This window comes from Sphingobium sp. GW456-12-10-14-TSB1 (assembly GCF_059424385.1).
In genome coordinates this window covers 24,183-48,523 of sequence record NZ_JBWKZI010000002.1, presented here as the reverse complement: position 1 = coordinate 48,523, position 24,341 = coordinate 24,183, and the positions used below count along the sequence as shown (strand labels likewise).

The following is a 24,341-nucleotide window of genomic DNA, read 5'->3' as shown; positions in this document are numbered from 1 at the left end:
GCCGCGGTTCGAGCGCGGCACGGGCATGATCGTCATTCGCCCAACAATTTCCAGCTGCCCAGATCTTCGCCGGCAGCGAAGAACCGCTCGTTCATCGGCAGGCCGTTCTGGCCCCAATAGTCCATGTTCGCCACCCAGGCCTGGATGCCGTACATCACCCAGCGCGGGACCTGTTCCTTCCAGATGGTGTCTAGGTCGATGACATTGGTCGCGCCCTCTTGGATCAGGCAGTCGCGGTAATGGGCGATCAGGTCGCGATGATTTTGGCGACGCTCCTCGATCGTCAGCGATCCGACGGTGAAATAGGTAAGGTCGCGCCATGGCCGCCCGCGCCGGCCCAGTTGCCAGTCAACCCACATGCGCTCGCCATTGGGCAGGATGTAAGTGTTGCCCTGATGGCAGTCGCCCAGGATGATGCAATAGGGCGCGTCGAAGGCGCGCTCGAAGGCGACCAGCCGGTCATAGGCGCGCTCAACCCTGCGCGCGTCGTCCAGATAATGTCGGGGTGCGATGGCGCGGAAATTGGGGTCTTTCAAATTTTCTTCGATCCACTGCCACATGATGCGGACCTGATCATAATCGACCGGCACCGCCATGGATGTCGGCAGCCAGGGCGCCGCTTCGGGCGTGATCAACGGGCTTTCCCACAGGCCCGCATGCAGCTTTGCCAAATCCGCCAGCGCGGTCGCGACCCCGTCGACACCGGCATGCTGGGTCGAGTGGCCGAACGTGCCGCCCCGGTCGATAAGGTCTTCCAGCACGATAACGCCTCGCGCCGAGCCGTCATCGTCCCAGTCGGCATAATAGCATGTGGCCGTATTGGCTGTGAGCTTGTCCGTCAGGAAATGATAGAAGCGCGCTTCGAGCGCATGGATGTCGACATCATCGAACATGCCCGACCAGTTCGATTTGATGCACAGATTGCGCGGCAAGCCGGCGGCCCGCCCGGCATCATTCCAGTCCACCGCGACGCGCAATTTTGTGGTGTGGCTGTCGAACAGCTGCACGACCTCCATCGATTGCGCGACGACGCCCGGATATTTGTTGGCCACCAACGATCCCAGCCATGCGGCGTCGGGCGTGAAGCGACCGTGGGGCAGGGACGCGGTGCGGGCGGGATAGGGGCGGGGGACAAGATGCCGATCGATGACGGCAGGGGGGGCGATGGCAGGCTCGCTCATGCATTATCCTCTCTCTTTTGGACCGCGCCGCCGCTTTGCATCGGTGCAGTCATCCGGCACGATCCCGATGCGGAGGCGATTTTGATCGACGGAGGACGAATCGAGCCTGCCGTGCGGTAGGGGGATTGCGGCAGGCGCTACCCTTGCATCGCGCCGAAGCAGGCCCGCAATTCTGCGACGAACAGCGCCGGCTGCTCGAAGGCCGCGAAATGGCCGCCGGCATCCAGCTCGTTCCAATGCATGAGGCGCGGGTAGCTGCGTTCGGCCCAGCGCCGTGATGGACGGAAAATCTCCTGCGCGAAGATGCTGACGCCGACCGGCAGGTCCAATTGACGCGCCTGAAACGCATTGGCGCTTTCCCAATAGAGCCGCGCGGACGACGCGCCGCTGTTGGTGAGCCAGTAGAGGCTGATCACGTCCAGCATTTCGTCCCGTGTCAGAGCATTCTCCGGCACGCCCCGATTGTCTGTCCATGCCTGGAACTTCTCATAAATCCAGGCGGCTTGCGCCACGGGCGAGTCCGCCAGCCCATAGCCGATCGTCTGCGGTCGGGTGCCCTGCAGCTTGGCGTAGCCGGAATCATGTTCCTGATAATATTGCATCCGCTCGACCGTTTTGGCCTCGGCCGGGGTCAGGTCGGCAAAGTCGCTTTCCTCCGGGAATACCAGCGGCATGTTGAGATGGACACCGATACATTCGGGCGGCGCGGCCATGGCGATGGCGGTTGTGATCGCCGCGCCCCAGTCGCCGCCCTGCGCGGCGAAGCGGTCATAACCGAGGCGGCGCATGAGCTGGATCCAGCTTTGCGCGATCCTCTCGACGCCCCAGCCTGCGGCCGTTGGCTTGTCCGAAAAGCCGTAGCCTGGCAGCGAGGGGATGACGACATGGAAGGCTGGCGCGTCCGGCGCGCCATGGGCGGCGGGATTGGTTAGCGGGCCGAGCACCTTCAGAAACTCCAGCACCAATCCCGGCCAGCCATGGGTCAGGATCAACGGCAGCGCGTCCGGCCGGGGACTGCGTACATGGATGAAATGGATCGAAAGATCATCGATCGCGGTGGTGAACTGGGGCAGGGCATTGAGCGCCCCTTCGCACCGCCGCCAGTCATAGCCGTCCGCCCAATAGGCGCACAGATCGCGCAGCGCCGCCAGCGGGACGCCCTGACCCCAGTCGCTGACCGTCTCCGCCTCGGGCCAGCGCGTACGGCGCAACCTGAGGCGCAGATCGTCCAGTGCCGCCTGCGGAACATCGGCGCGGAAAGCCGTGACGGCGTCGCTCATCCGGTCATCCCTGCGTCAAAATTGCACGCCGAGCGCGGCGACGGTGCCCAGATCCTCGCCCGCCACGAAGATGCGCTCGACGATGTGCATGCCCTTCTGCCCCCATTCGTCCATGTTCGCGATCCACGCCTGCATCGCATAGGGCGGCCAGCGGCGATAATATTCCCAGAGCGTGTCGTCATCCGGCACGCCCAACGCCCCCGTTTCGACCAGGCAGTTCCGGTAGTGGCGCAGCAATTCGCGGTCATGGGCGCGCCGCTCCTCGATCGTGAGCGCTCCCAGAATGAAATAGGTGAAGTCGCGGATCGGCCGTCCCTTGCGGACCAGCTGCCAGTCGAGCCACACGCGCTCGCCATCGGGGCGGACATAGCTGTTGCCCTGATGGCTGTCGCCATGGACCAGGCACCATGGGCCCTGTTCCTTGGTCTGCGCGAAATCGATCAGTGCGTTGTAGACGCCATGCAGGCGCGAGAGATCGCCCTTGATCCAGCCCGGCAGGAAAGCCTGATAGTCCGGCTTGGCATGGTTTTGCTCGGCAAAGCCGTACATCATGGTCAGCTGCTGCGTGTCCACAGGTGTCGCCATGGAGACAGGCAGCCAATCGGCCGCGTGAAGGACCGGACTGTCCCAGAAGGCGCCATGAATGCGCGCTAAGCTGGCGACGCCGCGCGCGGCTTCCTCCACGCCCATATGGTCGGTGCTGATGCCGAAATGACCGCCCTCAATGGACAGATCCTCCATCACGACCAGTCCCTGGCCGCTGTCGGGGCGCGGATCCCATGCCTCGAAGTAGGAGCGCGGGGCGGGGAAGGCGACGTGGCGGCGGAAATCCTCATAGAAACGTGCTTCGAGGCGGCAGATGCCCTGGCTGTCGAACTGCGCCCAATTAGCCTTGAGGCAGACATTTCCGGGGATGCCGGCCGCCTTGCCGACGTCGTTGAGGGTCAGTTTCACCTGATATTTGGTGGTGTGGCTGTTGCGGAGGAATACCTCCTCCATCCCCTCGACCACGATGCCGGGATAGCGCGGTTGCATGATCTGGGTCAGCCATTGCGCCGTCACATCGTCGAGATGGGCGGGGATGCCGACAGGATTAGGTTTGCTCGACATCGCTTATTTGATCTTCTTGAGTTCGCGCAGCGCGCGGTTGGCCGCGATCCGCCCGGCAATGCCGGATACGCCCCCGCCCGGATGCGCGCCGGCGCCGCCGATCAGGAAGCCAGGGAAGGGCGGCTTGGGACCGCCGAAACCAGTGGCCGGGCGATGGACGCCCGAACGCAGCGCGCCGAAATCGATATGGGTCACGCAGCCATTGGTGACGTTGAGCCGCTTCTCCCGCTCCCGCGCGGTCTCGACGAAGCGGCCCACTTCCGTGTCCAGGCCGTCGTAAAATTCACCCAGATGACTGATGACAGATGTCATGGTCCGATCTTTGAGCGCGGGCGACCAGCCCTCCCGCGCGTCCACGGCGACGCCCGGCAGATAGACATAGGCGAGCGACCCGCCGGGAGGCGCCTGCGTCGGATCGGAATTGGACAATGGGCTCAGCGACATGGCGTGCCGGTGAGGGATGTCGCCGCGCCGCGCCGTGGCGAAGGACTCGCGCACTTCTTCCGGCGTGCCGATCAGGCCGACCGCCTTGTTGAGATCGGCGTCGTCATGCCGCAAATCCTGATGCTTCTTCAGGCGGAGCGGCCCGGACATGGCGATATTGGCAAGGAAGGGCGCCGCGTTCGAGCGGTTCGCGGGGGCATGTTCGATCCGCTGGGTCAGCGCCCGCGGAACGCCGCCGGGCGTCGTGAGCCGCATGGCGGTCCGGGGATCGCAGGCGGCGATGACCATCTTCGCGCGGATGACCCGGCCGTCCTCCAGCCGCACACCCTTCGCCGCGCCGTCATCGACGATGATCTCCGCGACGGGCGCATTGAGCTCGATCGTTGCGCCCGACGCCTCGATGCTGCGCGCGAGCGCGTCGGAGAAGGATTGCAGGCTGCCGATCGGCTTGCCGGTGCCATATTTGTGGGTGACGGCGAAGATCATGTAGGCGGCGGCATTGCCGTCGTCATCGACCGGACCCGCCCCCGCCGCGATGCCCAGCAGCAGGGCGATCGTCGCCGGATGCTCGAACCGTTCGCAGGCGATCTGGTCCGCCGTCGCCTTCGACATGGCGACCAGCTCGTCCTTCAGGCGGACATTGCGGACCGCGCTGCCGATCATCTTCGACAGGTTCTTCACGTCCGGCCGCCCCGGCTCCGCCATCATTAGCGGAAAACCGATGTCCATCATGACGTTCAGCGTCTTCATGAACTCCAGATAGGCCTTGCCATCATTGCGGTTGATGCGGGCAATATCCTCCGCCGTGCGGTGATAGTCGTAGAAGAGCGCGATCGAGCTGCCGTCGGGATGAAGATAGGCGTAGGTCGGATCGGGATCGACCGTGCGCAGCCCATATTTGGGCAGGTCGAAATCCTCGATGATGCCCGATTTACGGGCGAACAGCAGCTCGACGGCGCAGGGCGTCACCAGATGGTCGGGGGCTTCGGGGATCATATAGCCCGAACTGGTCATGCCGCCGACCTTGGCCAGACGCTCGACCACGACGACCTTCTTGCCGGCCTTGGCCAGATATCCAGCGGCGGCCATGCCATTATGTCCTGCGCCGATGACGACGACGTCGACCTGATCCGTCATTATCTCTTCCCCTTTTTTTTGCCCGGTCAGCCGTTCGCTGCGGCGGTATAGGCCTTGCCCCATTCGGCCAGCGCGACGAGGCGGGTCTTGCGATCGGCCTGGATCTGTGGGATTTTCTCCTCGTCCGGGCCATCGGGAACGATCACCAACGGTTCCTTGCCCAGGCTGGCTAGGGCGAGCGCGCAGACATCGGCCGGATCATAGGCAATGGAATAATCCATCCCGAGCCCCTCGGTCGCGCGGCGCAGGGTCGGCGTATCCATGATCGGGGCGGCGACGCCGACGATATCGACATTCTGCCCTTCCAGTTCGGCCCAGAGCGATTCGACGAAATTGAGCTCGAACGCCTTGGTCGCGGAATACATGACCAGCCAGGGCTGCCCGCCAAGGCCGGCGCCGGACGACATGACGACGACGCCACCCTTGCCGCGCTTCAGGAAGCGATTGCCAAAGCCATGCACCGCTTCCAGCACATTGGCCGCGTTCATGGTGAGCAGCCGAAGCGAACGATCGACGGGTTCGCCGAAGAAACTGTTGCCTGCGCCGTCCGCGCCGGCATTGGAAATGTAGAGGCCGATGTCCAGATCGGCGGTCGCCTCTACCAGTCGGCTTCCGGCGCCCTGTTCGGTGAGGTTGGCGGTGATGGCACGATATTCGACGCCATGCTCGGTTGCCAGCCGCTGACCCAGCGCATCGAGCGCTTCCTGCCGACGCGAGACCAGCACCAGATGGATGCCCATGGCGGCCAGCTGTTCCGCATAGCAGGCGCCGGTGCCTTCGGACGCGCCCGCGATGATGGCCCAGGGACCATATTTGTCGGCGAAAGCAGCGCGGTCAAAGGGCGGAAGGTCGATTTTGCGCATCGGGTGCAAGTCCTCTCTTGGTGCCGGCCTTACCGGCGCGGTTTGCGATTGCGCAGACCCTAGAAGAGGAGCGTCTGCCAACAGCCTATCGGGAGGCAGGGCGCGTCGAAACGAAAAGGCAACGGTCCGCAGGATGGCGGGACGGCCAAGACCAGTCGGACCGCGCTTGCGGTATAATGACAATAACGTCATTATACAGGGGAACGGGAGAGGAGCGATGATTCTGATGCGATCTGAAACGGTGGAAGAACGTCCGGCGTACGTGCGGCCCGTGGCCTTCGTGGCGGACCCTGTAGTCGTCGCCGCGTCGCTGCGGCCCTTGCTGGAGAACCATGCCGCCGCCTGCGAGCGCGAGCGGCGGATCGTTCCGGCGGTGATGGAGGCGTTGCGCGCATCCGGCCTGTTCCATATCACGGCGCCTGAACGCGCCGGTGGGCCAGGCCACAGGCTGACCACCCATATCGAGACAGTTGCCGAACTGGCCAAAGGCTGCGTCGGCACTGCCTGGTCCTATGGGCTGCTGTCAGGAATTACCGGAACGGCGTTCGCGCTGCCGCCGGCCATGACGGAGCGGCTGTTCCAGACCGGCGAGGAACTGTTTTGCAGTGCCTCCGCGCCTTCGGGCAAAGCGGTTGCGGTGCCGGGTGGCTATCGCGTGTCGGGGCGCTGGGGTTATGGATCGGGGTGCCTGCACGCCGATTGGGCGCTGAACGGCGTCATGATCGAAACGGATGCGGGTGTTGAACCGGCTCTGGCATTTCTGGATCTGCGCGACCCTGCCTGTTCGATCGAGGACAATTGGCATGTCGCGGGCATGGCCGGTTCCGGCAGCAACATGATCGTCGCGCGGGATCTGTTCGTGCCGGACAACCTGATCCTCTGGTCGTCGCGCACGCCGCCGGCCGAGGCGATCCTGGCGATGGAGGGGCTGGAGCCGCGCGACCGATGGCCGATGGAGCCGCTATTCCCGCTGGGCGTGCTCGCGCCGATGCTGGGTGCGGCGACGGCATTGCTCGAAGGCGTAGCCCAGGCGATGCCCAGGCGGCAGATAGCGGGCTGGACCTATGCCGGGCAGAGCGGTTCGGAGGCTCTGGTCGGCATGACCGGCCGCGCGGCGATGGAGATCGATTCGGCCTGGTTGCATGTTCGCCGTGCCGCCGGGATGTTGGACGAAGCGGCGCAATGCCGCGGGCTCACCGGCTTCGACAAGGCGCGGATCCAGGCCGATTGCGGCTATGCGATGGAATTGCTGCGCGCGGCGGGCAACCGGTTGATGGATGTCGCCGGGCCGGGCGCCTTCGCCCTTTCCAACCCCTTGCAGCGGATCTGGCGCGACCTGAGCGTCGGCACCCGTCACAATGCGTTGAACGGACAGCTTTCCATCGAGCTATATGGCCGGGCGATCACCGGTCTGCCATCCAATATCGCCCTGCTGCCCGATATCACGCCGGCCCCGACCTGGGCGAGACCGAAATGACAGGAGAAGCACATATCATGACACAACCGACCGCACAGGAAATCGCGACATTCCTGAAGGCTCAGGCCGAGATGTTCAGCGAGGGCCGTATCGACGATTTCATGGCGGCCTTCCGCGCGATCGCGCCGGGCGGATTCAAGGTGCAGGACCCGGCCACCGGCCCGGTGCAGGAAGGATGGGACAAGCTGGAGGCTCTGTGCGCGCAATATGTCGGATGGAAGCTGTTCGTCGAGGATGTGAAGGTGAGCGGCAACGAGGCGGTCATATATGTCCGCAACGAAGGCGAATATGAGGGGCATCCTGTCTGCGTGCACAGCATCGAACATTATATATTCGGGGAGGATGGCAGCCTGCTTGCGCGCTATTTCCACCCGATGCAATAGGGCGGCGATGTCCGACGCCGCGCCTGCACCCGCTGATGTCGATCCGCGCACGGCGGCGGCTGCGATCAGGCGCGCCCGGATGCGCGAGCGGCTGCTCGACGCCGTGCTCGACCTGTATCAGCCGGGGCAGGGCAGCGGTAGTCTGGTGATCGAAGACGTGATCCGCGCAGCGGACGTATCGCGCGGCAGTTTCTACAAATATTTCGAGTCCCTCGACGCTGCGGTGAATGAACTGGGCGAGCGGATGACCGCGGACCTGATCGCCGATTTCCGCAGGCTGTTCGACGATGTGACGGACCCGCTGGTCCGGGCGGTCGGCGGCGCGGCGATGGCGATGGCGCGGGCCTGGCATGATCCGCGATGGGGCGGCTTTACCTGCCGCGTCGACTATGTCGATTATTTTGCGCGGGCGAGCATGTTCGACCTGCTGGTGCGCGATGCGCTGAAGGCCGCGCGGGATGGCGGGCGGATGCAGTTCCGGTCGATCGACGTGGCAGTGGACCTGATCGTCGGCATGACCATCGAGGCGCGGCGGCGCCTGATGCTCCGGTCGGTCGAGCCCCGCGCCTATATCGACGAGATGGTCGAACGCACCTTCGCCGGTCTGGGAGCGGAACCAGCCGCCATCGCAGCGGCGAGCGTGCTGGCATGGGATATGATGATGCGGGCCGCGCCCGGCCTTGGCTGGTGGCGGAGCGGGGAGGGGCTTGGCTGACCGGCCGACCCGGACTGCAACCAGAGAGCATCGACTCCAGAAAAGGCCGAGGCGCTAGAGCTGGGTCCAGCAGGGCGTGCCGGCCTTGTTCAGCGGACCGCAGCTCGCGATGCGCGTCGCGCCGTTGGACGCGATCAGGACCAGCCAGTCGCCGCTATCTTCGCAGCGCAGCGCCCAGGCCGCGTTGGGGCCGATATCTCCCCTGAACAGGGATTTGGACGTGCGCGAACATGTCTGCCCTGCATCATGCATGAGCTTGGCAAAGGCAGCGCTGCGGCCGCTCGCATTCTGGGTTTCGATGGCGTTACTGTAGCTGTTGCGGCTGCTGCCCTGCCGCGTGATTTCGGCATAGCCGATCCGCGCGAGCAATAGGGCCGCGATCATCGATGTGGGTATCAAAGTCCACAGCATCGCCCGGCGAACATTGCCGCCAGCATGGCCGCAAGCGCGGCACCACCCGCCATAACCGTTCTGCGGCGTTTTGCATTTCGGGCATTTCATGCAGTGGCCCTATAGCGGTTCGCTGTCCCGACACCCTATCCTTGGAGAGGAACGGACCGTGTCCCCGTGCTGCATTCTATAGAATATGGAATCGCAGGATACAGCCTCCATGGACTATTGGGCATCGGCCCTTGACCGGCTTGCGTCGCCCGAGATTTTGCAATCCCCGGCGACGCGGCGCCAGGCCGTAGCGGCGGTGTTGCGATCAAGGATCGTGGCGGGTGTCATTCCGCCCGGCGCGCTGCTGCGGGAAACGGCGCTGGCGCAGGATTTGAATGTCAGCGCGACGCCGGTCAGGGAAGCGCTGGGCACATTGGCGTCCGAAGGGCTGGTGGAAGTCGAAACCCACCGGTTGAAGCGGGCGACGCCGATCGACCCTGACGTGACCCGCGACCTGATCCGTGTGCAGGCCGAACTGTGGCGGCTGGGTTATGGCTGGGGCATGCCCCGCATCGGCGCAGCGGAGATCAAGGCGCTGAAAAGGGCGATCGCGCGCTATAGCGCGGCATTGGCGAGCGGCGAATATATGGCCGCGATCATGGCCGGGCTCGATTTCCACACGATCTTCATCAAGGCCTCGGAAAGCCGCGAACTGTTACGGTCGACGCTGGACCGGCGCGGGCTGATCGCTCGCTTCATTTTTCTGCATGGCATCACGACCCTACGCGAAAGCGGCCTTCGCGAGCATGAGGCGATACTACAGGCGTTTCTAGCGGGCGATCGGGATGCCGTGCTGGCCTGCCTCGACCGGATGGCGGCGCGCCTGATCGCCCTGTGCGATGCCGAGGCCATGGCGGGCGCCGATCTGGACCGACTCCAAAAGGATTGACAATGGATTTCGAACTGCCCGAAGAATATCGCTCTTTCCGCGACATGGTGCGCCGATGGGTGAACAGTGAAGTGCCCAAGGACTGGGCGCGCGCGCTAGAAAAGGACGAGCATCATTATCCCTTCGCGCTGTGGGACAAGTTCACCGAAGCGGGTTTCCACGGCATCGGCATAGCGGAGGATTATGACGGGCAGGGCGGCGATGTCGTCATGCAGATGCTGCTGGCGCGGGAACTGGCCCGGTCGCTCGGCGGGCTGGCGTGGATATGGGGCATCACCAGCTTTGCGGGGTCCAAATCCATCGGGCTTTACGGATCGGCCGAACAGAAAGCGAAATATCTCCCGCTGATTGCGACGGGCCAGCTGAAGGCCGCGATCGCCTTTACCGAGCCGGGCGGTGGCACGGACCTGCTCGGCGCGATGGCCACCACGGCGGACCGGGTCGATGGCGGGTGGAAACTCAATGGCGAGAAGATCTGGTCCTCCTCCGCGCACGTCGCCGATTATCTACTGGTGATCGCGCGCAGCAGCAGGAGCGTCGAGAAGAAGCATCAGGGGTTGACCCTCTTCTGGGTGCCGACGAAGACGCCGGGCGTGACGATCACGCCGCTGGCCAAGCTGGGTATGCGATCGATGGGCAGCTGCTCCGTTCACTTCGAGGACGCGTTTGTCGCGGAAGAGCATGTTCTGGGTGAACCCGACAAGGCCTGGTACATGCTGCTGCCCACGCTCAACAACGAGCGCATCATGGTCGGCGCCTTCTGCCTGGGCGTCATCGATGGCGTGCTGGAAGACGCGCTCGACTATATGAAACAGCGCAAGGCCTTTGGCGGGATCATCGGCCGGTTCCAGAGCTTGCAACATTATGTCGCCGACATCGCGACCATGCAGAAGACGACCGAACTGATGCTGCATTATTGCGCCGACAAGCAGAGCCGGGGCGAGAATGTCGGCGTCGAGGCCAATATGCTGAAGCTCATGGCGTCCGAAAACGCCAATGCCGCAGCGGACATGGGCATCCAGATATTGGGCGGCATGGGCTATTCGGCGGAGACCGACATGCAGCGTTACTGGCGAGACAGCCGCCTGTGGCGCATCGGTCCCATCACCAACGAAATGGTGCGCAACGGCATCGCGGAAAGCCTGGGGCTGCCGCGATCCTTCTGAAGGACAGGTGCCTTGCGGGTGGCGGGCGGCCCAATGTCCGCCCGAAATTTCCGGCAAAGACGACAAGGAGAGCAAGTGCGATGATGTTTCCCGAGCAACCGATCCCCGATCATGTTCCGCCCGAACTGGTGAGCCGGGATTTCCCCTTCATCTTCGGCATGACGACGACAGAGGATCCGTTCGACGATCTGGCGATGCAGGTGCATGAGGGGCCCGACATCATCTATGCCGCCCACGCCTATCCGGGGGGCACGCCCGCCTGGGTGCCGCGGCGCATGGCGCATTTGCGCGAGATATATCTCGACACCGATCATTTCTCCTCGACCGACTTTTCGCCTTACTCGAAGCTGGTGGGGGGGAACTGGATCAACTCGCCAGCGGAACTTGATCCGCCTGCCCACGGGCCTTTTCGCCAGATGGTCAACCCGGCCTTCACGCCCAAGGCGATGGCGGCGCTGGAAGACAAGATCCGGCACTATGCGGTGGAATATATCGACGCCTTCGCCCCGCGCGGCCAGTGCGAGTTCATGGGCGATTTTGCCTTTGAATTCCCCATCAAGGTGTTCATGGAACTGATGGGCCTGCCGCACGATCGGATGAGCGAGTTCATGGAGTGGGAAATGAACCTGCTCCACAATCACGACCTGTCCAAGATCGCGGAGGCGACGCGTAGCGTGCTTGCCTATCTGGGCGGAGAGATTGAGGACAGGCGGGCCAATCCGCGCAATGATCTCATCAGCTTCGGCGTGCAGGGGCGGATCGATGGTCGGGCGCTGACCGACGACGAACTGCTGGGCTTCATGTTCAATCTGTTCATTGGCGGGCTGGACACGGTTTCGACCAATATGGGCCTACACTTCCGGCATCTGGGCAGCCATCCGGAGGATCAGGCCCATCTGCGGGCCAATCCGTCGGAAATCCCGCACGCCATAGATGAGCTGATGCGGGCTTATGGCGCGGTGACCACCTTCAGAACCTGCAAGAAGGAAACCGAAGTGGCCGGCATCCGCTTCATGCCCGGCGACAAGGTGGCGATGTCAACCACGCTCGCCGGCCGCGATCCGGCCGAGTTCGACGCGCCTGCCGAGGTTCGGCTCGACCGGCGGCCACGGCATGTCGGTTTCGGCTTCGGCATCCATACCTGCGTTGGCATGCATCTGGCGCGGCGCGAGCTGCGGATCGCGATGGAGGAGTTTCTCGCCCGCATTCCCGACTTCCGCATCGCCCCCGGCCATCAGGTGGAATGCCATCTGGGGATGATCCAGCCGGTCGCGCTGCCGCTGGTGTGGACGCCAGCAAGCTGAACGGGGAGGAGGCGTTCGCCTTGCGGCGGACGCCTCGCCCGGCATCAGAGGTCCAGGCAGGCCTCTTCGAAATCCAGCCGGGGGTTGCGGGGAAAGAGCCCGTCCGGGTTGCCATAGCCGATATTGCACAGGAAATTGCTCTTCCACCGGCCGTCCGGGAAAAATTCCGCGTCGGTGCCGACCTGATCGAAGCCGGACATCGGGCCGCAATCCAGGCCTAACGCCCGCGCCGCCATGATCAGATAGGCGCCCTGGAGCGTCGAGGAGCGCGCCACCGTATCCGCAATCAGCGCTGCCTTGCCCTCGAACGTGCTGCGCATGTCGCGGGAGGGGAAAAGTTTGTCATAAAATTCGTAGAACCGGGTGTCGCCCGCGACGATCACGGTGCAGGGCGCCTGCATCACCTTGTCCACATTGCCCGCGCTTAGATGGGGTTTGAGGCGTTCTTTGGCGGCGGCGGAACGGACGAACACGAAACGGCCCGGATTGCTGTTTGCCGTCGTCGGCCCCCATTTGGCGAGATTGTACAGGCGCCGGACGGTCTCGTCCGTAACCGGCCGGGCGGTCCATTGATTATGGGTGCGAGCATCGCGGAACAGCAGGTCCAGCATGGCGTCTCTGGCAATATCGGTCGTGTCCGGCATGATCGCTCTCTTATCCTGTGGTGGCTTCGCCGATGCCCCGGTTATCCCAGCCTGCAGCTTCGCGTGCAAGAATGGCATCGGCTTCGCCACCCAGCTTCGCCATGTCGGCATGCTCCCAGATGCGATGGGCGCCTGTGGCATAAGCGCGCCCATTGTCCCGATAGAGCAAGGCATCGACGACGTTCGCGCGCAGCTTGTCGATGCGGCGGACAACACGGCCGGGCGTGCCCATGACAAGCGAATGGGGTGGGATCACGCTGTCGGGCGGCAGGAAACTGTGTCCGGCGACGATCGAGCCGTGCCCAACGACGCAGCGCTCCATGATGGTCGCGCCGATACCGATCAGGCAGGCAGGCTCTATGGTGCAGCCATGGACCACCGCGCGATGGCCGATGGTGCAATAATCGCCGATGATCGTGGGATCGTCCCAGCCGATATGGATCATCGCATGATCCTGTACGCTGGCGCAGCGCCCGATCGAGACATGCGCCCGTTCGGACCTGAGGACGGCATAGGGCCAGAGGCTGCAATCGTCGCCCAGCCGCACATCGCCGAAAATGCGGACGGTAGGGTCGATAAAGGCAGGCGCGTCCATGGGATCAGCGGGTGATGACGATCTTGCCATGGGGACTGCCGGCCTGCGCCGCCCAGGCCTCGGCGGCATCGGCAAAGGCGTAGCGGGTTGTGTCGACGGTCAGGCTCCGCGTCATCGCCATGGCGATCAGCCGGTCATAGGCGGCGCGGCGCTCGCTGGCGGGGCGTTGCCCGGTGCCGACGCCGATATGGCTGCGGAAGACGAGATCGCGTAGGGACAGCGTGACCGTCGGTCCGGCCTGCACGCCAATGCTCATCATGCGCGCGCCGGGCCGCGTGGCGCGCATCGCCGCTTCAGCCGGCGGACCATAGATGATGTCGAGCACGACGTCATAGCCACCTTCCGAGACCGCTTTCAGCGCCGCCTCGTCATCGCCCTCGCCCAACAGGGCGATCGCATCGGCATGACCGGCGGCCTGCATGGCCTCCAGCCGTTCGCGGCCGCGCGCCGCCGCCACGACGCGGCCCGCGCCCAGCAGCCGGGCGACCTGCGCGCCGATCTGCCCGACAGGGCCGGTCGCGCCGAGAATGAGGACGGACTCGCCCTTCGCGATCCGCGCCTCTTCCAGAGGGATCAGCGCGCCGGTGCCGGAGATGGCGAGGGCGATCAGCTGGTCGTCGGAAAGGCCGTCTGGAGCAGGCCAGATTTCCTCCTCGGCCACAAGCGTGCGTTCCGCGATCGCGCCGAAGGGCGGCCTGCTATGGCCGAAGTAGACGCGGCTTCCATCATCCAGATGCCCGACACCCTCGCCGCCGGGCACATAGGGCGCATCGACGGGACCGAAAAAGCCCTTCGCGCGCATGAGGTCCGTGGGCCCGATTCCGGCGGCCGCAACGTCGATGACGCGATGGCCGGGCTGCGCGGTCGGTTCGAGATGATCGGCCAGCGCGAAGCCGCCATCGCTGTCGATCAGGGCGGCCCGCATGGCATTCCCCTATGGTAGTGATGGATGCGGCCTGGCCGCGGAGAAGAGAAGGTCGCCCGTTGGGAAAGGGGCGACCCTTCTTTCGACCTCAATAGGCGCCCGGGGGAGAGATCGGATCGGCGCCGGTCAGGTTCCGGCCATAGATTTCATAGCCGATGGTCGGGATATTCTGGATGTGCCGCAGCGCCATCGAAATGTCCCGCCAGTAGCGGTTGATCGGCTTGTCCAGCGCAAAGCCGGAGGAGCCGGCCTGGAACATCAGCGACTCGCTGGCGCCATGAACCAGTTCGATCATCTGCGCGCCGCCTGCGCGCTGTTTCGCCTTTTCCGCCAGGGTGAATTCTTCGCCCAGACCGACGCGATCCAGCTTGGCAGTCAGGTCGAACAGGATCAGCTTTGCGGTGTCGATCATCGCCGCCGCTTCGCCCAGATCGCGCATATAGGCGCCTGACTTGGTGCGCGGGCCGATAATCGTCGTCAGCACCGGCTTTTTGGGAGCCTCGGCGGTGACGATCTCCAACATGGCCTCGACCGCGCCGATCAACTGAGCGATGCCCGTGGTGCGGACGACCGGGACGGCGGGCAGCAGATCGGAGGGCGCGCCGAAATGGCGCTTGGTCCGGTCGATCTGGCCGGCGCGTTCATCCATCAGCACCATCTGGGCTTCGGGAATGAATACATCCTTGGCGACCGCCGTGTCGGAGCCGGTCCCCTGCATGCCCGAAACGAACCATGTGTCCTGGATGGTCATGCTGTCCATCGGCAGATAGCACATGCTGATGCCCGGAACGACCGGGCCGTCATACCCCTCCAGCACGACGCCCTGCTGCGCCCATTTCGACTGCCGCGACCCGGACATATAGGGCCATGAGCCGTTGATGATCCAGCCGCCGTCAACCTTGCGGGCCTTGCCCGGCGGGTTGTAGGCGCCACAGACCGGCTGGGGACCGTCGCCGAACACAGCGTCCTGCACGCCGTCGGGCGCAAGGCTGGTGATCCAGCTTGTGCCGTTGATGATCTGGATCACCCAGCTGATCGCCGGATCGCCCTTGGCGATTTCCATCTGCACCCGGCAGAAATCTGTCGGGGAAAGGCCCATGCCGCCCAGCCGTTGCGGCAGCAGCATGCGCAGGAATCCCTCTTCCTTGAGCATCTTGTCGACGGCGGGCGTGGGGCTGCGCCGCTTTTCGCCCTCGGGCGCTTCGCCCTGCAGGAAAGCGCGCAAGCTGCGCGCCTTTTCCACCATCGCGTCAGCGACAGCCTTTTCGGCAAAACCGCACTGGATCTCATTATCCACCTTGGGGGCAGTAGCCATCAGTTCATCCTTTCTCATGTTCGCTATGGTGTCCGGCGATCTGCAATGCCCAGTCGCACAATCGATCGGGGGCGCTGTTCCAGATGGCCAGCCAATCCGGGGTGGCGGGAATGATGAGCGTGCTCAGTTGCAGGCGGACCATGGTGTCGCAGAAGGCGTCCCGGTTGACCCGCTGGCCGATCAGGCTGTCGAAATGGTCGAAGACGGGCGCTAGCGCACGCTGGACGGCGGCCTTGTGGCGGCCGAAATGACTGCGCAGGAAATTGAGATGGAAGGCAGGTTCGACCTCGAAAATGCCTTCGGGCGAACGCTCGATCGTAAAGCGGCCGTAAAAGCGCATCACCGCGCGAAAGCGCTCGATCGGTTCGGCGATGCCTTCCCCCGATTCCACAATGCCTTTTTCAAAGCTGCTGCAAACATATTCGCTAAAGGCCGCCAGCACTTCTTCCTTGGATGCGAAATAACGGTAGAGCGTGCCGCGCGAAACGCCGCTGCTTTCGCTGATGTCGCTCATCGACAGGCGCCGCGCGCCGATGGAGTTGATCGCGCGCAACGTGCCGTCCATGATCTTCTGGATGCTGCCGGACTGATCCGTCGCGACGATTTCACTCCAGTCGTTGTGCGGCATCAATTTCATGTTTGTGCTTCCATCTCGGCGAGGTTGTGCGGAACGCTGACATAGCCCGGCAGATGCTGGCCGCCATCCACATTGATCAGCTCGCCATTGACGAAGCGCGACATCTCGGACGCCAGGAACAGGACGACGGGGCCGATGTCCTTTTCGGGATCGCCCGCGCGTTTGAGCGGGTTGCTGGCGGTCGCCATCTCAAGGAAGCCGGGGACGTTTTGCGCCAGGTCTGCGAACACCTGCCCCATGCCGGTCGGCGCGATGGCGTTGGTGCGGATGTTGAAGCGGCCCCATTCGACCGCGGCGGTCCGGGTAAGCCCCAGGATCGCACCCTTGTTCATATTATAGTCGGCGTGGAGCCAGGCGCCGGTCTGGGCGTCGATCGAATAGAAGTTGATGATTGAACCGCCGCCGCGCGCTTTCATATGCGGGAAGGCGGCGCGCATGGCCCACCAACTGCCCCAGGTGCCGATCTCCAGCGTCCGCTGGAGCATCTCGTCCGTCTTCTGTTCGAGGAGGACGTTCGGCGAAAGCTGCGACGCATTGTTGACCAATATGTCCAGCCCGCCAAATTCGCCGACGGCGCGCTCGATCATCGCTTCTACTTCGGTCTTGACGCCCATGTCGGCGGACATGCCGACGGCGCGGACGCCGAAGCTTTGCGTGATGTCCGCGGCGACCGTTTCAGCGGCGGCGCCATCCCGGCCGGTGATCAGGAGATGCGCGCCCGCCTGTGCAAGGCAGCGGGAAATCCCGTAGCCCAGCCCCTTCGCGCCGCCCGTGACGATTGCGACCTTGTCCTTCACCAATCCCGTCACGCTGCCGCTCCTGTCATCTGCTCGCTCAGGGCACGGTCCATGTCCATGCGGTCCTGGCAATAATCTTTCGTGAAAACATAGCCGCGGATCGCTCCCTCCGCGTCGATATAATGATATTTCAGCCCGCGCTCGTCATTGGCGACTTCCTGCCATTGCCCGTCCACGCCGACAGGCGCGGGCAGCAGGACGACAGGATAGGCGGTGGTCTTGACCTGGACCGACAGCGGCGGAAAGCGGATCTCCGTCGGCGTGCCCAACGCACTGGGTGCGATGGCGCGGGCCGCCGCCATGATCGGGGTGACATAGGCCACCAGTCCCTGCGGATATTCGGCGCAATCGCCGATGGCATAGATGGCAGGATCGCTGGTGCGGCCGGTCTGATCGACCTTGATGCCGCGCGCGACCTCCAGCCCGGCCTCCTGCGCAAGCGCGATATGTGGGCGCAACCCGACGGCGGACAGGACCGCCGCCGCCTCGATCACCAGGCCGTCGTCCAGTTCAGCCCTGATCCCCTTTTCGCCCTTGTGGATGGCCAGAACCTTGCGGCCCAGATGCCATTCCACGCCCTTTTCGGACAGGGCGTCGCGGATCATCTGACCAACCCCCGGCGGCACGAGTTGGGCGAGAGGATGGCCGAGCATGTCGACGACCACCGGCTGATAGCCGCTCGCGGAAAGGTCGTTGGCAAATTCGGTGCCGACGAGGCCACCGCCCATCACCAGCACGCGCGCGCCGTCCGGCAATCTTTCGCGAAATTCGCGATAATTGTCGAGATTGTTGACCGCAAGCGCGCGGTGCGCGGCGTCCCCGTCGATCGGCGGGCGAACCGGATCGGCGCCCAGCGCCAGCACCAGCCGATCGTAGAAGATCGGCCCGCCGGTCGTCAGGACGGCCTTGTCCTGCCGGTCGATCGCTTCAACGATACGGCCGGCCCGAAGGTCGAGCTTCAACTGCGCGACCATCTTTTCCGCCGGCGTGGTGATCAGCGTATCGGCGACCTTGCCCTTGGCGAATGCGGTCGACAAAGCGGGCTTGGAGTAGAAATGCCCGTCATCCTGCGTGACCAGCGTCAGCCGGGCGTCCGGCGCGAGCTTACGAAGCTCACGCAGAACGCCATAACCGGCAAGGCCGCTGCCGACGACCACGATATGCGGGGTTCCCGTCACCTAAGCCGCTCCGGTCAAAGGAAGATGGCGAAGTTGGACATGCCCAGCGTCGACTGGTCGACGATGATTTCACGGCTGGCCAGCTTGTAAGCACCGTCGACCAGCCGCCAGATGTCGCGGCGTTCGGCGCTGATCGTCTCGTTATCCGGATTGTCCAGGCGGCTGCGCTCGACATAGAGGTAGCTCACCACCTCGTACTCGCCAGCCGTTTCGCTCTCGGCGACGCGGACATTGGTGACGAAGCGGCGCGTGCGCGATGGTGGATCTTCGGCCCAGGCGCTCTTCGCCAGGCGACCGGTCCGCATCAGGATGGAGCCGTAATTCTCGTCGAAATGCTTCATCGTGCGCACCACGTCGCGGTCCTTGTTCGGGCCGTTGCGGGTGAGGCGAAGGGGCGCGGTATAGCTCAGATCCTGCTCGAGATACGCCACCCAGTCGTCGAACCGGCGTTCGTCGAGCGCGGCGGCTTCGTCATAGAGGGTTTCGAGCAGGCGGTTATAGACTTCCGACCCGAGCGGCACCCGCTTGGTGGAGACAAGACCGCGCAGCACGCTGGTCTTGTCGATGGCGGCGGTCGCGTAGTTCACCATGATATCTGTCCTCTCTCGTCGCGACGGCTCACGCTTCGGCCATCAGATTATAATAGGCCATCCACCAGGCCCACTGCGTGTCGTCCTTGGTGAAGCCGGGATAGAGATCGCCGCCGCCGACCCAGCCTTCGGGACGCTCATGGCCGTGCAACGCCTGATATTTGAGCGTGACGGTCTTGCTCATATGACCACGCGAGTTGCGCATGATCTGCGGCCAGGTGTCGGCATCGTCCTGCTCGATCGTGCCCGATGTGCCGGTCGACCAGATGGCGTTCTGGAGCATGTCGCGCTTCACGTCTTCCGGTGCGTCCTTTTCCGCGAAGATGAAATTCACGAACTCCACCTTGTCCGGCCCCTTGGGCACATAGGTGTGCAGCGACAGGGCGCCCGACGCGCCGCCATCCGTGCGGGGGGCGAAGATGAAGGCGATCAGAATGTTCGGGAACATGCCGCCCACCTGGGGTGGGATGTTGGCCAACTGCTTGACCTGATCCTCCGACAGATTCTTGAACAGCTGCGGGATCAATTCCTTGGTGATGCCCGGCGGCGGCAGCAGGTGGAGCCGCTCCTCGGTCGACTTGCCTTCGAAGCTGACGTCGGCGAACATCTTGAAGGTCTGGGCCGCCTCCAGGCAACGCAGCGTATGGCCCTGCGGCACCGAAAGGTCGACGCCATACATGCCCGGCGCGGTGTCATAGATCGACTCGGCCGTGCCGCCCATGATGCCGCCTTCCATCAGCGAACGATGCAGGGTCAGGGTATGGAAGCCGTCCGATCCGGACTGTTCGCCGGGAATCTTCCAGTTGCACGGCAGCACGAAACGCTGCGGCGGGCCAAGCATCTCAAGGCCGTTGTCCGTACGGCAGAAAAGCTGATCAAGGTAGAATTTGGCGTCGCCCAGATAATCCTCGAACGACAGATCCTTGTTCCAGGTGGCGAAGATCAGGCCGCCATAGAGATGGACGCGGGCCTTCTTCAGTCCCAGTTCGTCCTTGGACCGCTTGTTGCCGTGCATCTGCTCCTTTTCGATCGGCGCGCCGATGAAGCTGCCGTCCGCGCGGAAGGCCCAGCCATGGTAAATGCAGCGATGGGCGTGGGCATTGCCCGCTTCGGCCGTGCAGACCTTCATGCCGCGATGGGGGCAGACGTTCAGCATGACGTGGATTTCGCCACTGCGGTCGCGCGAGACGATCACATTGTCTTCGGCCATGTCGCGCATGACATAGTCGCCGGCCTTGGGAATTTCCGACTCATGGCCAAGGAGCAGCCAGGTGCGGGCGAAAACCCGCTCCATCTCCAGCTCGTACAGCTCCTTGTCATTCATCACCCTTAGCGACACCTCGTTCATGTCGCGGTTGATGAGATCGTCAAGCGTTGTTCCGTCGCTCAGCGTCAGCCCGGCATTGTGCAGCATGTTGCTCTCCTGGAGGATTTCCTTGATTGAGTCGTGTTATACATATTGAACTAAATCTGTTCAAGGTGTAATGTTCGGCCAAGAAGGAGAGGCAGGATGAGCCAGAAACTGAAAGTGGCAATCGATAAGGCGGCATGCTGCGGTTATGGCGTGTGCGCCGAAATTTGCCCCCAAGTGTACAAGCTTGACGCCAATGGCATCGTGTATGTCGACGACGAAATCGTTCCTGAAGGACTAGAGGAGCAGGCCCGGGAAGGCGCGGAGGCCTGTCCGCAGTCCGCCCTTGCCGTCAAAGCCGCCTGAGTCGACCCGAGCATGCTCGGGTATTGGGCGCGGATGTCCTGTCAGAGGATAGGTTTTCGGGGCCCATCCGCGGATGCACGGTCTTTTGACAGGCAGAGGAGAGGATCGCTTTGATGGGGCAGGCCGAGATTTTATACACACCGTTCACGATGGGCTCGCTGCACCTGCGCAACCGGTTCGTGATGGCGCCGATGACGCGCAATTTCTCGCCGGGCGGCATCCCCTCGGACGGCGTGGCGGGCTATTATCGACGACGGGCCGAAGCCGATGTAGGCCTGATCATTACCGAAGGGGTGGGCGTGGATCATCCCGCCGCCGTGGGACGTGAAACCATGGGGGGTGGCGCTTCGCCCGTCCTGCATGGCGACGAAGCGCTCGCGCGCTGGCGCACCATCGTGGACGGCGTGCATGCGGCGGGCGGCCTCATCATCCCTCAGTTGTGGCATCAGGGCGTCATACGCGTGCCGGGCACAGGCTATCATCCCGACGCGCCCTCGGCGCGCCCCTCGGGTATTTGGGGGCCGACCGACAAGGCGATGGTCTCTCCCGACTATCTGGAACAGGTGCGCGTGCCCACCGCCCCGCTGACCGACAGCGAGATCGGCGACCTGATCGCCGCCTTCGCCCGCAGTGCGGCCAACGCGAAGGCGGTGGGTTTCGACGGCGCGGCCCTGCATGGCGCGCATGGCTATCTGATCGACAGTTTCCTGTGGCGCCATACCAATGTGCGGGAAGACCGCTGGGGCGGCGGGATCGCTGAGCGCGCGCGCTTTGCGGTCGAACTGGTGCGGGCGATCCGGGCCGTGACCGCCCCGGACTTTCCGGTCATCTTCCGCTTTTCCCAGTGGAAGCTCCAGGATTATGACGCCCGAAATGCTGAGACGCCTGCGGAACTGGAAGCGATGCTCGCCCCGCTCGTCGAGGCGGGGGTGGATATATTCGACGCCAGCACCCGCATTTTCACGGCGCCGGCCTTCGAGGGTTCCGACATGGGGCTGGCGGGTTGGATCAGGAAGCTGACTGGCAAGCCGACCATCGCGGTCGGCGGCGTGGGCCTCAGCAAGGATCTGCAATCCTCCTTCGCGCAGCCGACCGTCATGACCGACAATCTGGCGCTGGTGGCCGACAGGATGGCGCGCGGCGAATTCGACCTGATTGCGGTCGGCCGCGCCCTCCTGATGGACGCGCAATGGGTGGCGAAAATGCGCGATGGCGGCGCGGTCAATCCGTTCCGGCTGGACGCCTACGCCACGCTTGACTGATGGCAGGACGCTCCGGCACGGGCCGGGGCGTCAATGGCTGTCCGCTGCGGCATAGACCTGAATGCGCGCGATGTTGGTGCGTTCGGACTGTTGCGCAATGACGGCGACGGCTTCGGCAATGTCGCGGGGTTGCATCGGCGGGATGAAGCTGTCCCAGGACGGCTGCCCCCTGGCCTTCATATCCTCGAAAATCTCGGTGCTGGTCGTGCCCGGCGCGACGATCCCTACCTTGACGCCCGATCCGGCAAGCTCGACGCGAAGACAGTCGGTAAAGGCCTCCAGCGCGCGCTTGAGGCCGCCATAGACGCCCACGCCGGGTGCGGTGATGTTCGCCCCGATGCTGGATATGTTGATGATCTGGCCTTTGCCGGCCGCCTTCATTGTCCGCGCGAAAAGGGTGCTGGCGCGCACCACTGCCTCATAGTTGATCGCGATCATGGGGCGGAGCTGGTCGAGGTCGAATGCGTCGATCGGCGCGGCATGCAGCATACCGGCATTGTTGACCAATATGTCGGCCCGGCTGAATCGACCCAAGACGAAATCGTGCAGCCTTTGCGGCGCGTCCGGATCCGCCATATCGGCTGCGTACGCCGTGCTGCCACGGCCCAGTTCATCGGCCAGTGCGGTGAGGCGATCGGCGCGGCGTGCGACCAGCACCAGGGTTGCGCCCGCTTCAGCAAGCGCACGGGCGCTGGCCGCGCCGATGCCCGACGATGCGCCGGTGACGATGGCGATTTGCCCTTCCAGATTCTCCATGACGTGGTGTCCTCTTCCCAGATCAGACGAGACGGACGAGCCGCTTGCCGTCGTTTTCGCCGCGATAAAGACCGGCCAGCGCGGCCGGGCAGGCCTCGATCCCCTCCAATATGTCCTCGCGCCATGTGAGGCGGCCCTGCGAGATCCATGTCCGCAATTGGGCCGTCGCTTCGGCATAACGATCGAGATGGTCGAAGATGACGAAGCCCTCCATGCGGGCGCGCTTGACCAGCAGATGCCGTTCGACGCGCGGCCCCATCGGCCATGGATCCCAGCGGTCGATCGATGCCGTTCCGCACACTATGACGCGCGCGCGTTGGGCCAGATGCGGCAGAACCGAATCGCTGATCGCCCCTGCGACATTGTCGAAATAGATGTCGATGCCCTCCGGCGCGTGCTCGGCGATCGCTGCCTCCACATTCCCGGCATGATAATCGACGGCGTGGTCATAGCCATATTCCTCCACGCAGCGCCGCACCTTGGTCGGCCCGCCCGCGATTCCGATCGTGCGGCAACCCAGGATGCGGGCGATCTGGCCGACGGCCGAACCGACGGCGCCGGCCGCCGTCGATACCGCGATGGTCTCGCCCGCGCGGGGCTGGCCGACGAGTGTGAGCGCGAGATAGGCCGTCATGCCGTTGATGCCCAGAATGCCGAGCGATGCCCGCATCTCGGCCGCGGTGGTGCGCTGCACGACCTGATCGGCTGCGACGCAGGCATAGTCCTGCCAGCCGAACCAGCCGGATACATGCTCACCGACAGTATAGTCGGGATGTGCGGAGGCCACGACCTCGCCCGAGGCGAGGCTGCGCATGACCGACCCGATGGCGACGGGCGCGGCGTAATTGCCTGCATCGGCGATCCAGCCGCGCATGGCGGGTTCGATCGAGAGATAATGATTGCGCACCAGGATCTGGCCCGGCGCGGGCTGTTGGATCGGCGCATGCCCGATCGCGAAATTTTCGGCCTGCGCGATTCCCGCCGGACGCGACGTCAGCAGAACCTGACGGTTGAGTTCAGTCATCCAGCCCTGCCTTGACCATGGTGAATTTCCGACGGGAAATCTTCCAGCCGTCCGATGTGCGGACCAGGCAATCGTCATAATAGCCGGCCGCGCGATGGGTGACGCCGCCTTGGGCCGCCTCCGGCAGGATTGCGTCGACATAGCTGCGCGCGTGCACCTGGTCGTCGCGCTTCTCTATCACGATATTGGTGATGCGGTGCAGCGTCGGCCCCATGTGGCGGTGCGCTTCGGCCATATATTCGGCGATTTCGCGCGGCCCGCGCCAATGTCCGAAGCTGCCGTAATCGGTCTCGCAATCCTGGGCGAAGCAGGTCCGGAAAAGCGGCCAGTCCCGCGTGTCGATGCCGGTGGCGTAACGCAGCAGCACATGTTTGATCGCGCGTTCATCGTCGGCGCCGACGGGCAAGCGTCTCACCAGACTGCCATGTGCAGACATGTTTTTCTCCCCTTGTTTCTCGAAGAAACATAAATCCCCCTTGGCCAATCTTGCCCGCCAAAGGATAGGATTGGG

26 protein-coding genes are annotated in these 24,341 nt (G+C 64.0%); 8 read left to right on the top strand and 18 right to left on the bottom strand.

Annotation, left to right across the window (positions count from 1 at the left end; all coding sequences use genetic code 11):
- Positions 1-32 precede the first annotated feature (32 nt).
- The 5 genes from AC07X9_RS17385 to AC07X9_RS17365 all read right to left on the bottom strand — a co-directional run bounded on the left by AC07X9_RS17385 (position 33) and on the right by AC07X9_RS17365 (position 6,015).
- Entirely contained in the window at positions 33-1,181 is a 1,149-nt protein-coding gene (locus AC07X9_RS17385; RefSeq protein WP_017183033.1) for a protein kinase family protein, read from the bottom strand.
- A 137-nt stretch (positions 1,182-1,318) separates the two neighbouring features.
- Positions 1,319-2,461, bottom strand: a complete 1,143-nt coding sequence (locus AC07X9_RS17380; RefSeq protein WP_017183032.1) for an epoxide hydrolase family protein — start codon at positions 2,459-2,461, stop codon at positions 1,319-1,321.
- Between the two features lie 15 nt (positions 2,462-2,476).
- Positions 2,477-3,571 carry a phosphotransferase gene (locus AC07X9_RS17375; protein ID WP_017183031.1) on the bottom strand — a complete coding sequence of 365 codons (1,095 nt, stop codon included), beginning with the start codon at positions 3,569-3,571 and terminating at the stop codon, positions 2,477-2,479.
- Between the two features lie 3 nt (positions 3,572-3,574).
- Entirely contained in the window at positions 3,575-5,152 is a 1,578-nt protein-coding gene (locus AC07X9_RS17370; RefSeq protein WP_019052456.1) for a phytoene desaturase family protein, read from the bottom strand.
- Positions 5,153-5,178: 26 nt separating this feature from the next.
- Positions 5,179-6,015, bottom strand: coding sequence for an SDR family NAD(P)-dependent oxidoreductase (locus tag AC07X9_RS17365; protein ID WP_017183029.1), 837 nt, complete (start codon positions 6,013-6,015; stop codon positions 5,179-5,181).
- 226 nt (positions 6,016-6,241) lie between these two features.
- Here AC07X9_RS17365 and AC07X9_RS17360 point away from each other — a divergent pair, with 226 nt between their 5' ends.
- From AC07X9_RS17360 to AC07X9_RS17350, 3 genes are read left to right on the top strand one after another with little or no spacing between them, the layout of a single operon-like run.
- Positions 6,242-7,492, top strand: a complete 1,251-nt coding sequence (locus AC07X9_RS17360; RefSeq protein ID WP_241763637.1) for an acyl-CoA dehydrogenase family protein — start codon at positions 6,242-6,244, stop codon at positions 7,490-7,492.
- A 17-nt stretch (positions 7,493-7,509) separates the two neighbouring features.
- A complete protein-coding gene (locus tag AC07X9_RS17355) occupies positions 7,510-7,875 on the top strand; it encodes a nuclear transport factor 2 family protein (RefSeq protein ID WP_017183027.1) in 366 nt (121 codons plus the stop codon).
- 7 nt (positions 7,876-7,882) lie between these two features.
- Positions 7,883-8,590 carry a TetR/AcrR family transcriptional regulator gene (locus AC07X9_RS17350; RefSeq protein ID WP_017183026.1) on the top strand — a complete coding sequence of 236 codons (708 nt, stop codon included), beginning with the start codon at positions 7,883-7,885 and terminating at the stop codon, positions 8,588-8,590.
- Between the two features lie 54 nt (positions 8,591-8,644).
- Here AC07X9_RS17350 and AC07X9_RS17345 read toward each other — a convergent pair whose 3' ends face one another.
- The gene (locus AC07X9_RS17345) at positions 8,645-8,974 is read right to left on the bottom strand and encodes a hypothetical protein (protein WP_254908163.1); all 330 of its coding nucleotides are present in this window, start codon (positions 8,972-8,974) and stop codon (positions 8,645-8,647) included.
- Between the two features lie 226 nt (positions 8,975-9,200).
- Between AC07X9_RS17345 and AC07X9_RS17340 the strand changes: the two genes are divergently transcribed.
- From AC07X9_RS17340 to AC07X9_RS17330, 3 genes are all read left to right on the top strand, one after another.
- Positions 9,201-9,920 carry a GntR family transcriptional regulator gene (locus AC07X9_RS17340; RefSeq protein WP_241763636.1) on the top strand — a complete coding sequence of 240 codons (720 nt, stop codon included), beginning with the start codon at positions 9,201-9,203 and terminating at the stop codon, positions 9,918-9,920.
- A gap of 2 nt (positions 9,921-9,922) precedes the next feature.
- The gene (locus AC07X9_RS17335) at positions 9,923-11,086 is read left to right on the top strand and encodes an acyl-CoA dehydrogenase family protein (RefSeq protein WP_017183023.1); all 1,164 of its coding nucleotides are present in this window, start codon (positions 9,923-9,925) and stop codon (positions 11,084-11,086) included.
- An 80-nt stretch (positions 11,087-11,166) separates the two neighbouring features.
- A complete protein-coding gene (locus AC07X9_RS17330) occupies positions 11,167-12,390 on the top strand; it encodes a cytochrome P450 (protein ID WP_019052452.1) in 1,224 nt (407 codons plus the stop codon).
- Positions 12,391-12,434: 44 nt separating this feature from the next.
- Here AC07X9_RS17330 and AC07X9_RS17325 read toward each other — a convergent pair whose 3' ends face one another.
- The 9 genes from AC07X9_RS17325 to AC07X9_RS17285 all read right to left on the bottom strand — a co-directional run bounded on the left by AC07X9_RS17325 (position 12,435) and on the right by AC07X9_RS17285 (position 20,485).
- A complete protein-coding gene (locus AC07X9_RS17325) occupies positions 12,435-13,034 on the bottom strand; it encodes a malonic semialdehyde reductase (RefSeq protein WP_019052451.1) in 600 nt (199 codons plus the stop codon).
- A 10-nt stretch (positions 13,035-13,044) separates the two neighbouring features.
- The gene (locus AC07X9_RS17320) at positions 13,045-13,659 is read right to left on the bottom strand and encodes a gamma carbonic anhydrase family protein (protein WP_241763635.1); all 615 of its coding nucleotides are present in this window, start codon (positions 13,657-13,659) and stop codon (positions 13,045-13,047) included.
- The gene (locus AC07X9_RS17315) at positions 13,634-14,554 is read right to left on the bottom strand and encodes a quinone oxidoreductase family protein (RefSeq protein WP_017183019.1); all 921 of its coding nucleotides are present in this window, start codon (positions 14,552-14,554) and stop codon (positions 13,634-13,636) included. Before AC07X9_RS17315 ends, AC07X9_RS17320 begins: the two co-directional genes overlap by 26 nt.
- Before the next feature lie 88 nt (positions 14,555-14,642).
- Complete coding sequence (locus AC07X9_RS17310) at positions 14,643-15,869, bottom strand: acyl-CoA dehydrogenase family protein (RefSeq protein WP_017183018.1); 1,227 nt, start codon at positions 15,867-15,869, stop codon at positions 14,643-14,645.
- Positions 15,870-15,873: 4 nt separating this feature from the next.
- A complete protein-coding gene (locus AC07X9_RS17305) occupies positions 15,874-16,506 on the bottom strand; it encodes a TetR/AcrR family transcriptional regulator (RefSeq protein ID WP_017183017.1) in 633 nt (210 codons plus the stop codon).
- Positions 16,503-17,315 (bottom strand): SDR family NAD(P)-dependent oxidoreductase, encoded by an 813-nt coding sequence (locus AC07X9_RS17300; protein ID WP_017183016.1) that lies wholly within the window; start codon positions 17,313-17,315, stop codon positions 16,503-16,505. Before AC07X9_RS17300 ends, AC07X9_RS17305 begins: the two co-directional genes overlap by 4 nt.
- A complete protein-coding gene (locus tag AC07X9_RS17295; RefSeq protein WP_086486354.1) occupies positions 17,312-18,481 on the bottom strand; it encodes an NAD(P)/FAD-dependent oxidoreductase in 1,170 nt (389 codons plus the stop codon). Before AC07X9_RS17295 ends, AC07X9_RS17300 begins: the two co-directional genes overlap by 4 nt.
- 14 nt (positions 18,482-18,495) lie before the next feature.
- Positions 18,496-19,071: an aromatic-ring-hydroxylating dioxygenase subunit beta gene (locus AC07X9_RS17290; protein ID WP_017180899.1), complete on the bottom strand. Its 576-nt coding sequence runs from the start codon at positions 19,069-19,071 to the stop codon at positions 18,496-18,498.
- A 28-nt stretch (positions 19,072-19,099) separates the two neighbouring features.
- Entirely contained in the window at positions 19,100-20,485 is a 1,386-nt protein-coding gene (locus AC07X9_RS17285) for an aromatic ring-hydroxylating dioxygenase subunit alpha (protein ID WP_017180900.1), read from the bottom strand.
- 96 nt (positions 20,486-20,581) lie between these two features.
- On the opposite strand from AC07X9_RS17285, the gene AC07X9_RS17280 reads away from it, so the two are divergent.
- Positions 20,582-20,788 (top strand): ferredoxin, encoded by a 207-nt coding sequence (locus tag AC07X9_RS17280; protein ID WP_017180901.1) that lies wholly within the window; start codon positions 20,582-20,584, stop codon positions 20,786-20,788.
- A 113-nt stretch (positions 20,789-20,901) separates the two neighbouring features.
- Positions 20,902-22,050 carry an NADH:flavin oxidoreductase gene (locus AC07X9_RS17275; protein WP_081490865.1) on the top strand — a complete coding sequence of 383 codons (1,149 nt, stop codon included), beginning with the start codon at positions 20,902-20,904 and terminating at the stop codon, positions 22,048-22,050.
- Positions 22,051-22,080: 30 nt separating this feature from the next.
- Here the strand turns inward: AC07X9_RS17275 and AC07X9_RS17270 are convergent, their stop codons facing one another.
- The 3 genes from AC07X9_RS17270 to AC07X9_RS17260 are packed head-to-tail and all read right to left on the bottom strand — an operon-like array spanning position 22,081 to position 24,266.
- Positions 22,081-22,806 carry an SDR family oxidoreductase gene (locus AC07X9_RS17270; protein WP_017180903.1) on the bottom strand — a complete coding sequence of 242 codons (726 nt, stop codon included), beginning with the start codon at positions 22,804-22,806 and terminating at the stop codon, positions 22,081-22,083.
- Positions 22,807-22,828: 22 nt separating this feature from the next.
- The gene (locus AC07X9_RS17265; protein WP_017180904.1) at positions 22,829-23,830 is read right to left on the bottom strand and encodes an NADP-dependent oxidoreductase; all 1,002 of its coding nucleotides are present in this window, start codon (positions 23,828-23,830) and stop codon (positions 22,829-22,831) included.
- Complete coding sequence (locus AC07X9_RS17260) at positions 23,823-24,266, bottom strand: nuclear transport factor 2 family protein (protein ID WP_174302225.1); 444 nt, start codon at positions 24,264-24,266, stop codon at positions 23,823-23,825. Before AC07X9_RS17260 ends, AC07X9_RS17265 begins: the two co-directional genes overlap by 8 nt.
- Between the last annotated feature and the right edge of the window lie 75 nt (positions 24,267-24,341).

Bases quoted from the DNA above. Each gene is read 5' to 3' on its own strand.
- AC07X9_RS17305 (WP_017183017.1), bottom strand. From the start codon at position 16,506: ATGAAATTGATGCCGCACAACGACTGGAGTGAAATCGTCGCGACGGAT.
- AC07X9_RS17320 (WP_241763635.1), bottom strand. From the start codon at position 13,659: ATGGCAAGATCGTCATCACCCGCTGATCCCATGGACGCGCCTGCCTTT.
- AC07X9_RS17315 (WP_017183019.1), bottom strand. From the start codon at position 14,554: ATGCGGGCCGCCCTGATCGACAGCGATGGCGGCTTCGCGCTGGCCGAT.
- AC07X9_RS17290 (WP_017180899.1), bottom strand. From the start codon at position 19,071: ATGGTGAACTACGCGACCGCCGCCATCGACAAGACCAGCGTGCTGCGC.
- AC07X9_RS17340 (WP_241763636.1), top strand. From the start codon at position 9,201: ATGGACTATTGGGCATCGGCCCTTGACCGGCTTGCGTCGCCCGAGATT.
- AC07X9_RS17345 (WP_254908163.1), bottom strand. From the start codon at position 8,974: ATGATCGCGGCCCTATTGCTCGCGCGGATCGGCTATGCCGAAATCACG.
- AC07X9_RS17365 (WP_017183029.1), bottom strand. From the start codon at position 6,015: ATGCGCAAAATCGACCTTCCGCCCTTTGACCGCGCTGCTTTCGCCGAC.
- AC07X9_RS17275 (WP_081490865.1), top strand. From the start codon at position 20,902: ATGGGGCAGGCCGAGATTTTATACACACCGTTCACGATGGGCTCGCTG.
- AC07X9_RS17375 (WP_017183031.1), bottom strand. From the start codon at position 3,571: ATGTCGAGCAAACCTAATCCTGTCGGCATCCCCGCCCATCTCGACGAT.
- AC07X9_RS17370 (WP_019052456.1), bottom strand. From the start codon at position 5,152: ATGACGGATCAGGTCGACGTCGTCGTCATCGGCGCAGGACATAATGGC.
- AC07X9_RS17335 (WP_017183023.1), top strand. From the start codon at position 9,923: ATGGATTTCGAACTGCCCGAAGAATATCGCTCTTTCCGCGACATGGTG.
- AC07X9_RS17355 (WP_017183027.1), top strand. From the start codon at position 7,510: ATGACACAACCGACCGCACAGGAAATCGCGACATTCCTGAAGGCTCAG.
- AC07X9_RS17270 (WP_017180903.1), bottom strand. From the start codon at position 22,806: ATGGAGAATCTGGAAGGGCAAATCGCCATCGTCACCGGCGCATCGTCG.
- AC07X9_RS17260 (WP_174302225.1), bottom strand. From the start codon at position 24,266: ATGTCTGCACATGGCAGTCTGGTGAGACGCTTGCCCGTCGGCGCCGAC.
- AC07X9_RS17310 (WP_017183018.1), bottom strand. From the start codon at position 15,869: ATGGCTACTGCCCCCAAGGTGGATAATGAGATCCAGTGCGGTTTTGCC.
- AC07X9_RS17325 (WP_019052451.1), bottom strand. From the start codon at position 13,034: ATGCCGGACACGACCGATATTGCCAGAGACGCCATGCTGGACCTGCTG.
- AC07X9_RS17285 (WP_017180900.1), bottom strand. From the start codon at position 20,485: ATGCTGCACAATGCCGGGCTGACGCTGAGCGACGGAACAACGCTTGAC.
- AC07X9_RS17280 (WP_017180901.1), top strand. From the start codon at position 20,582: ATGAGCCAGAAACTGAAAGTGGCAATCGATAAGGCGGCATGCTGCGGT.
- AC07X9_RS17360 (WP_241763637.1), top strand. From the start codon at position 6,242: ATGCGATCTGAAACGGTGGAAGAACGTCCGGCGTACGTGCGGCCCGTG.
- AC07X9_RS17380 (WP_017183032.1), bottom strand. From the start codon at position 2,461: ATGAGCGACGCCGTCACGGCTTTCCGCGCCGATGTTCCGCAGGCGGCA.
- AC07X9_RS17330 (WP_019052452.1), top strand. From the start codon at position 11,167: ATGATGTTTCCCGAGCAACCGATCCCCGATCATGTTCCGCCCGAACTG.
- AC07X9_RS17350 (WP_017183026.1), top strand. From the start codon at position 7,883: ATGTCCGACGCCGCGCCTGCACCCGCTGATGTCGATCCGCGCACGGCG.
- AC07X9_RS17385 (WP_017183033.1), bottom strand. From the start codon at position 1,181: ATGAGCGAGCCTGCCATCGCCCCCCCTGCCGTCATCGATCGGCATCTT.
- AC07X9_RS17265 (WP_017180904.1), bottom strand. From the start codon at position 23,830: ATGACTGAACTCAACCGTCAGGTTCTGCTGACGTCGCGTCCGGCGGGA.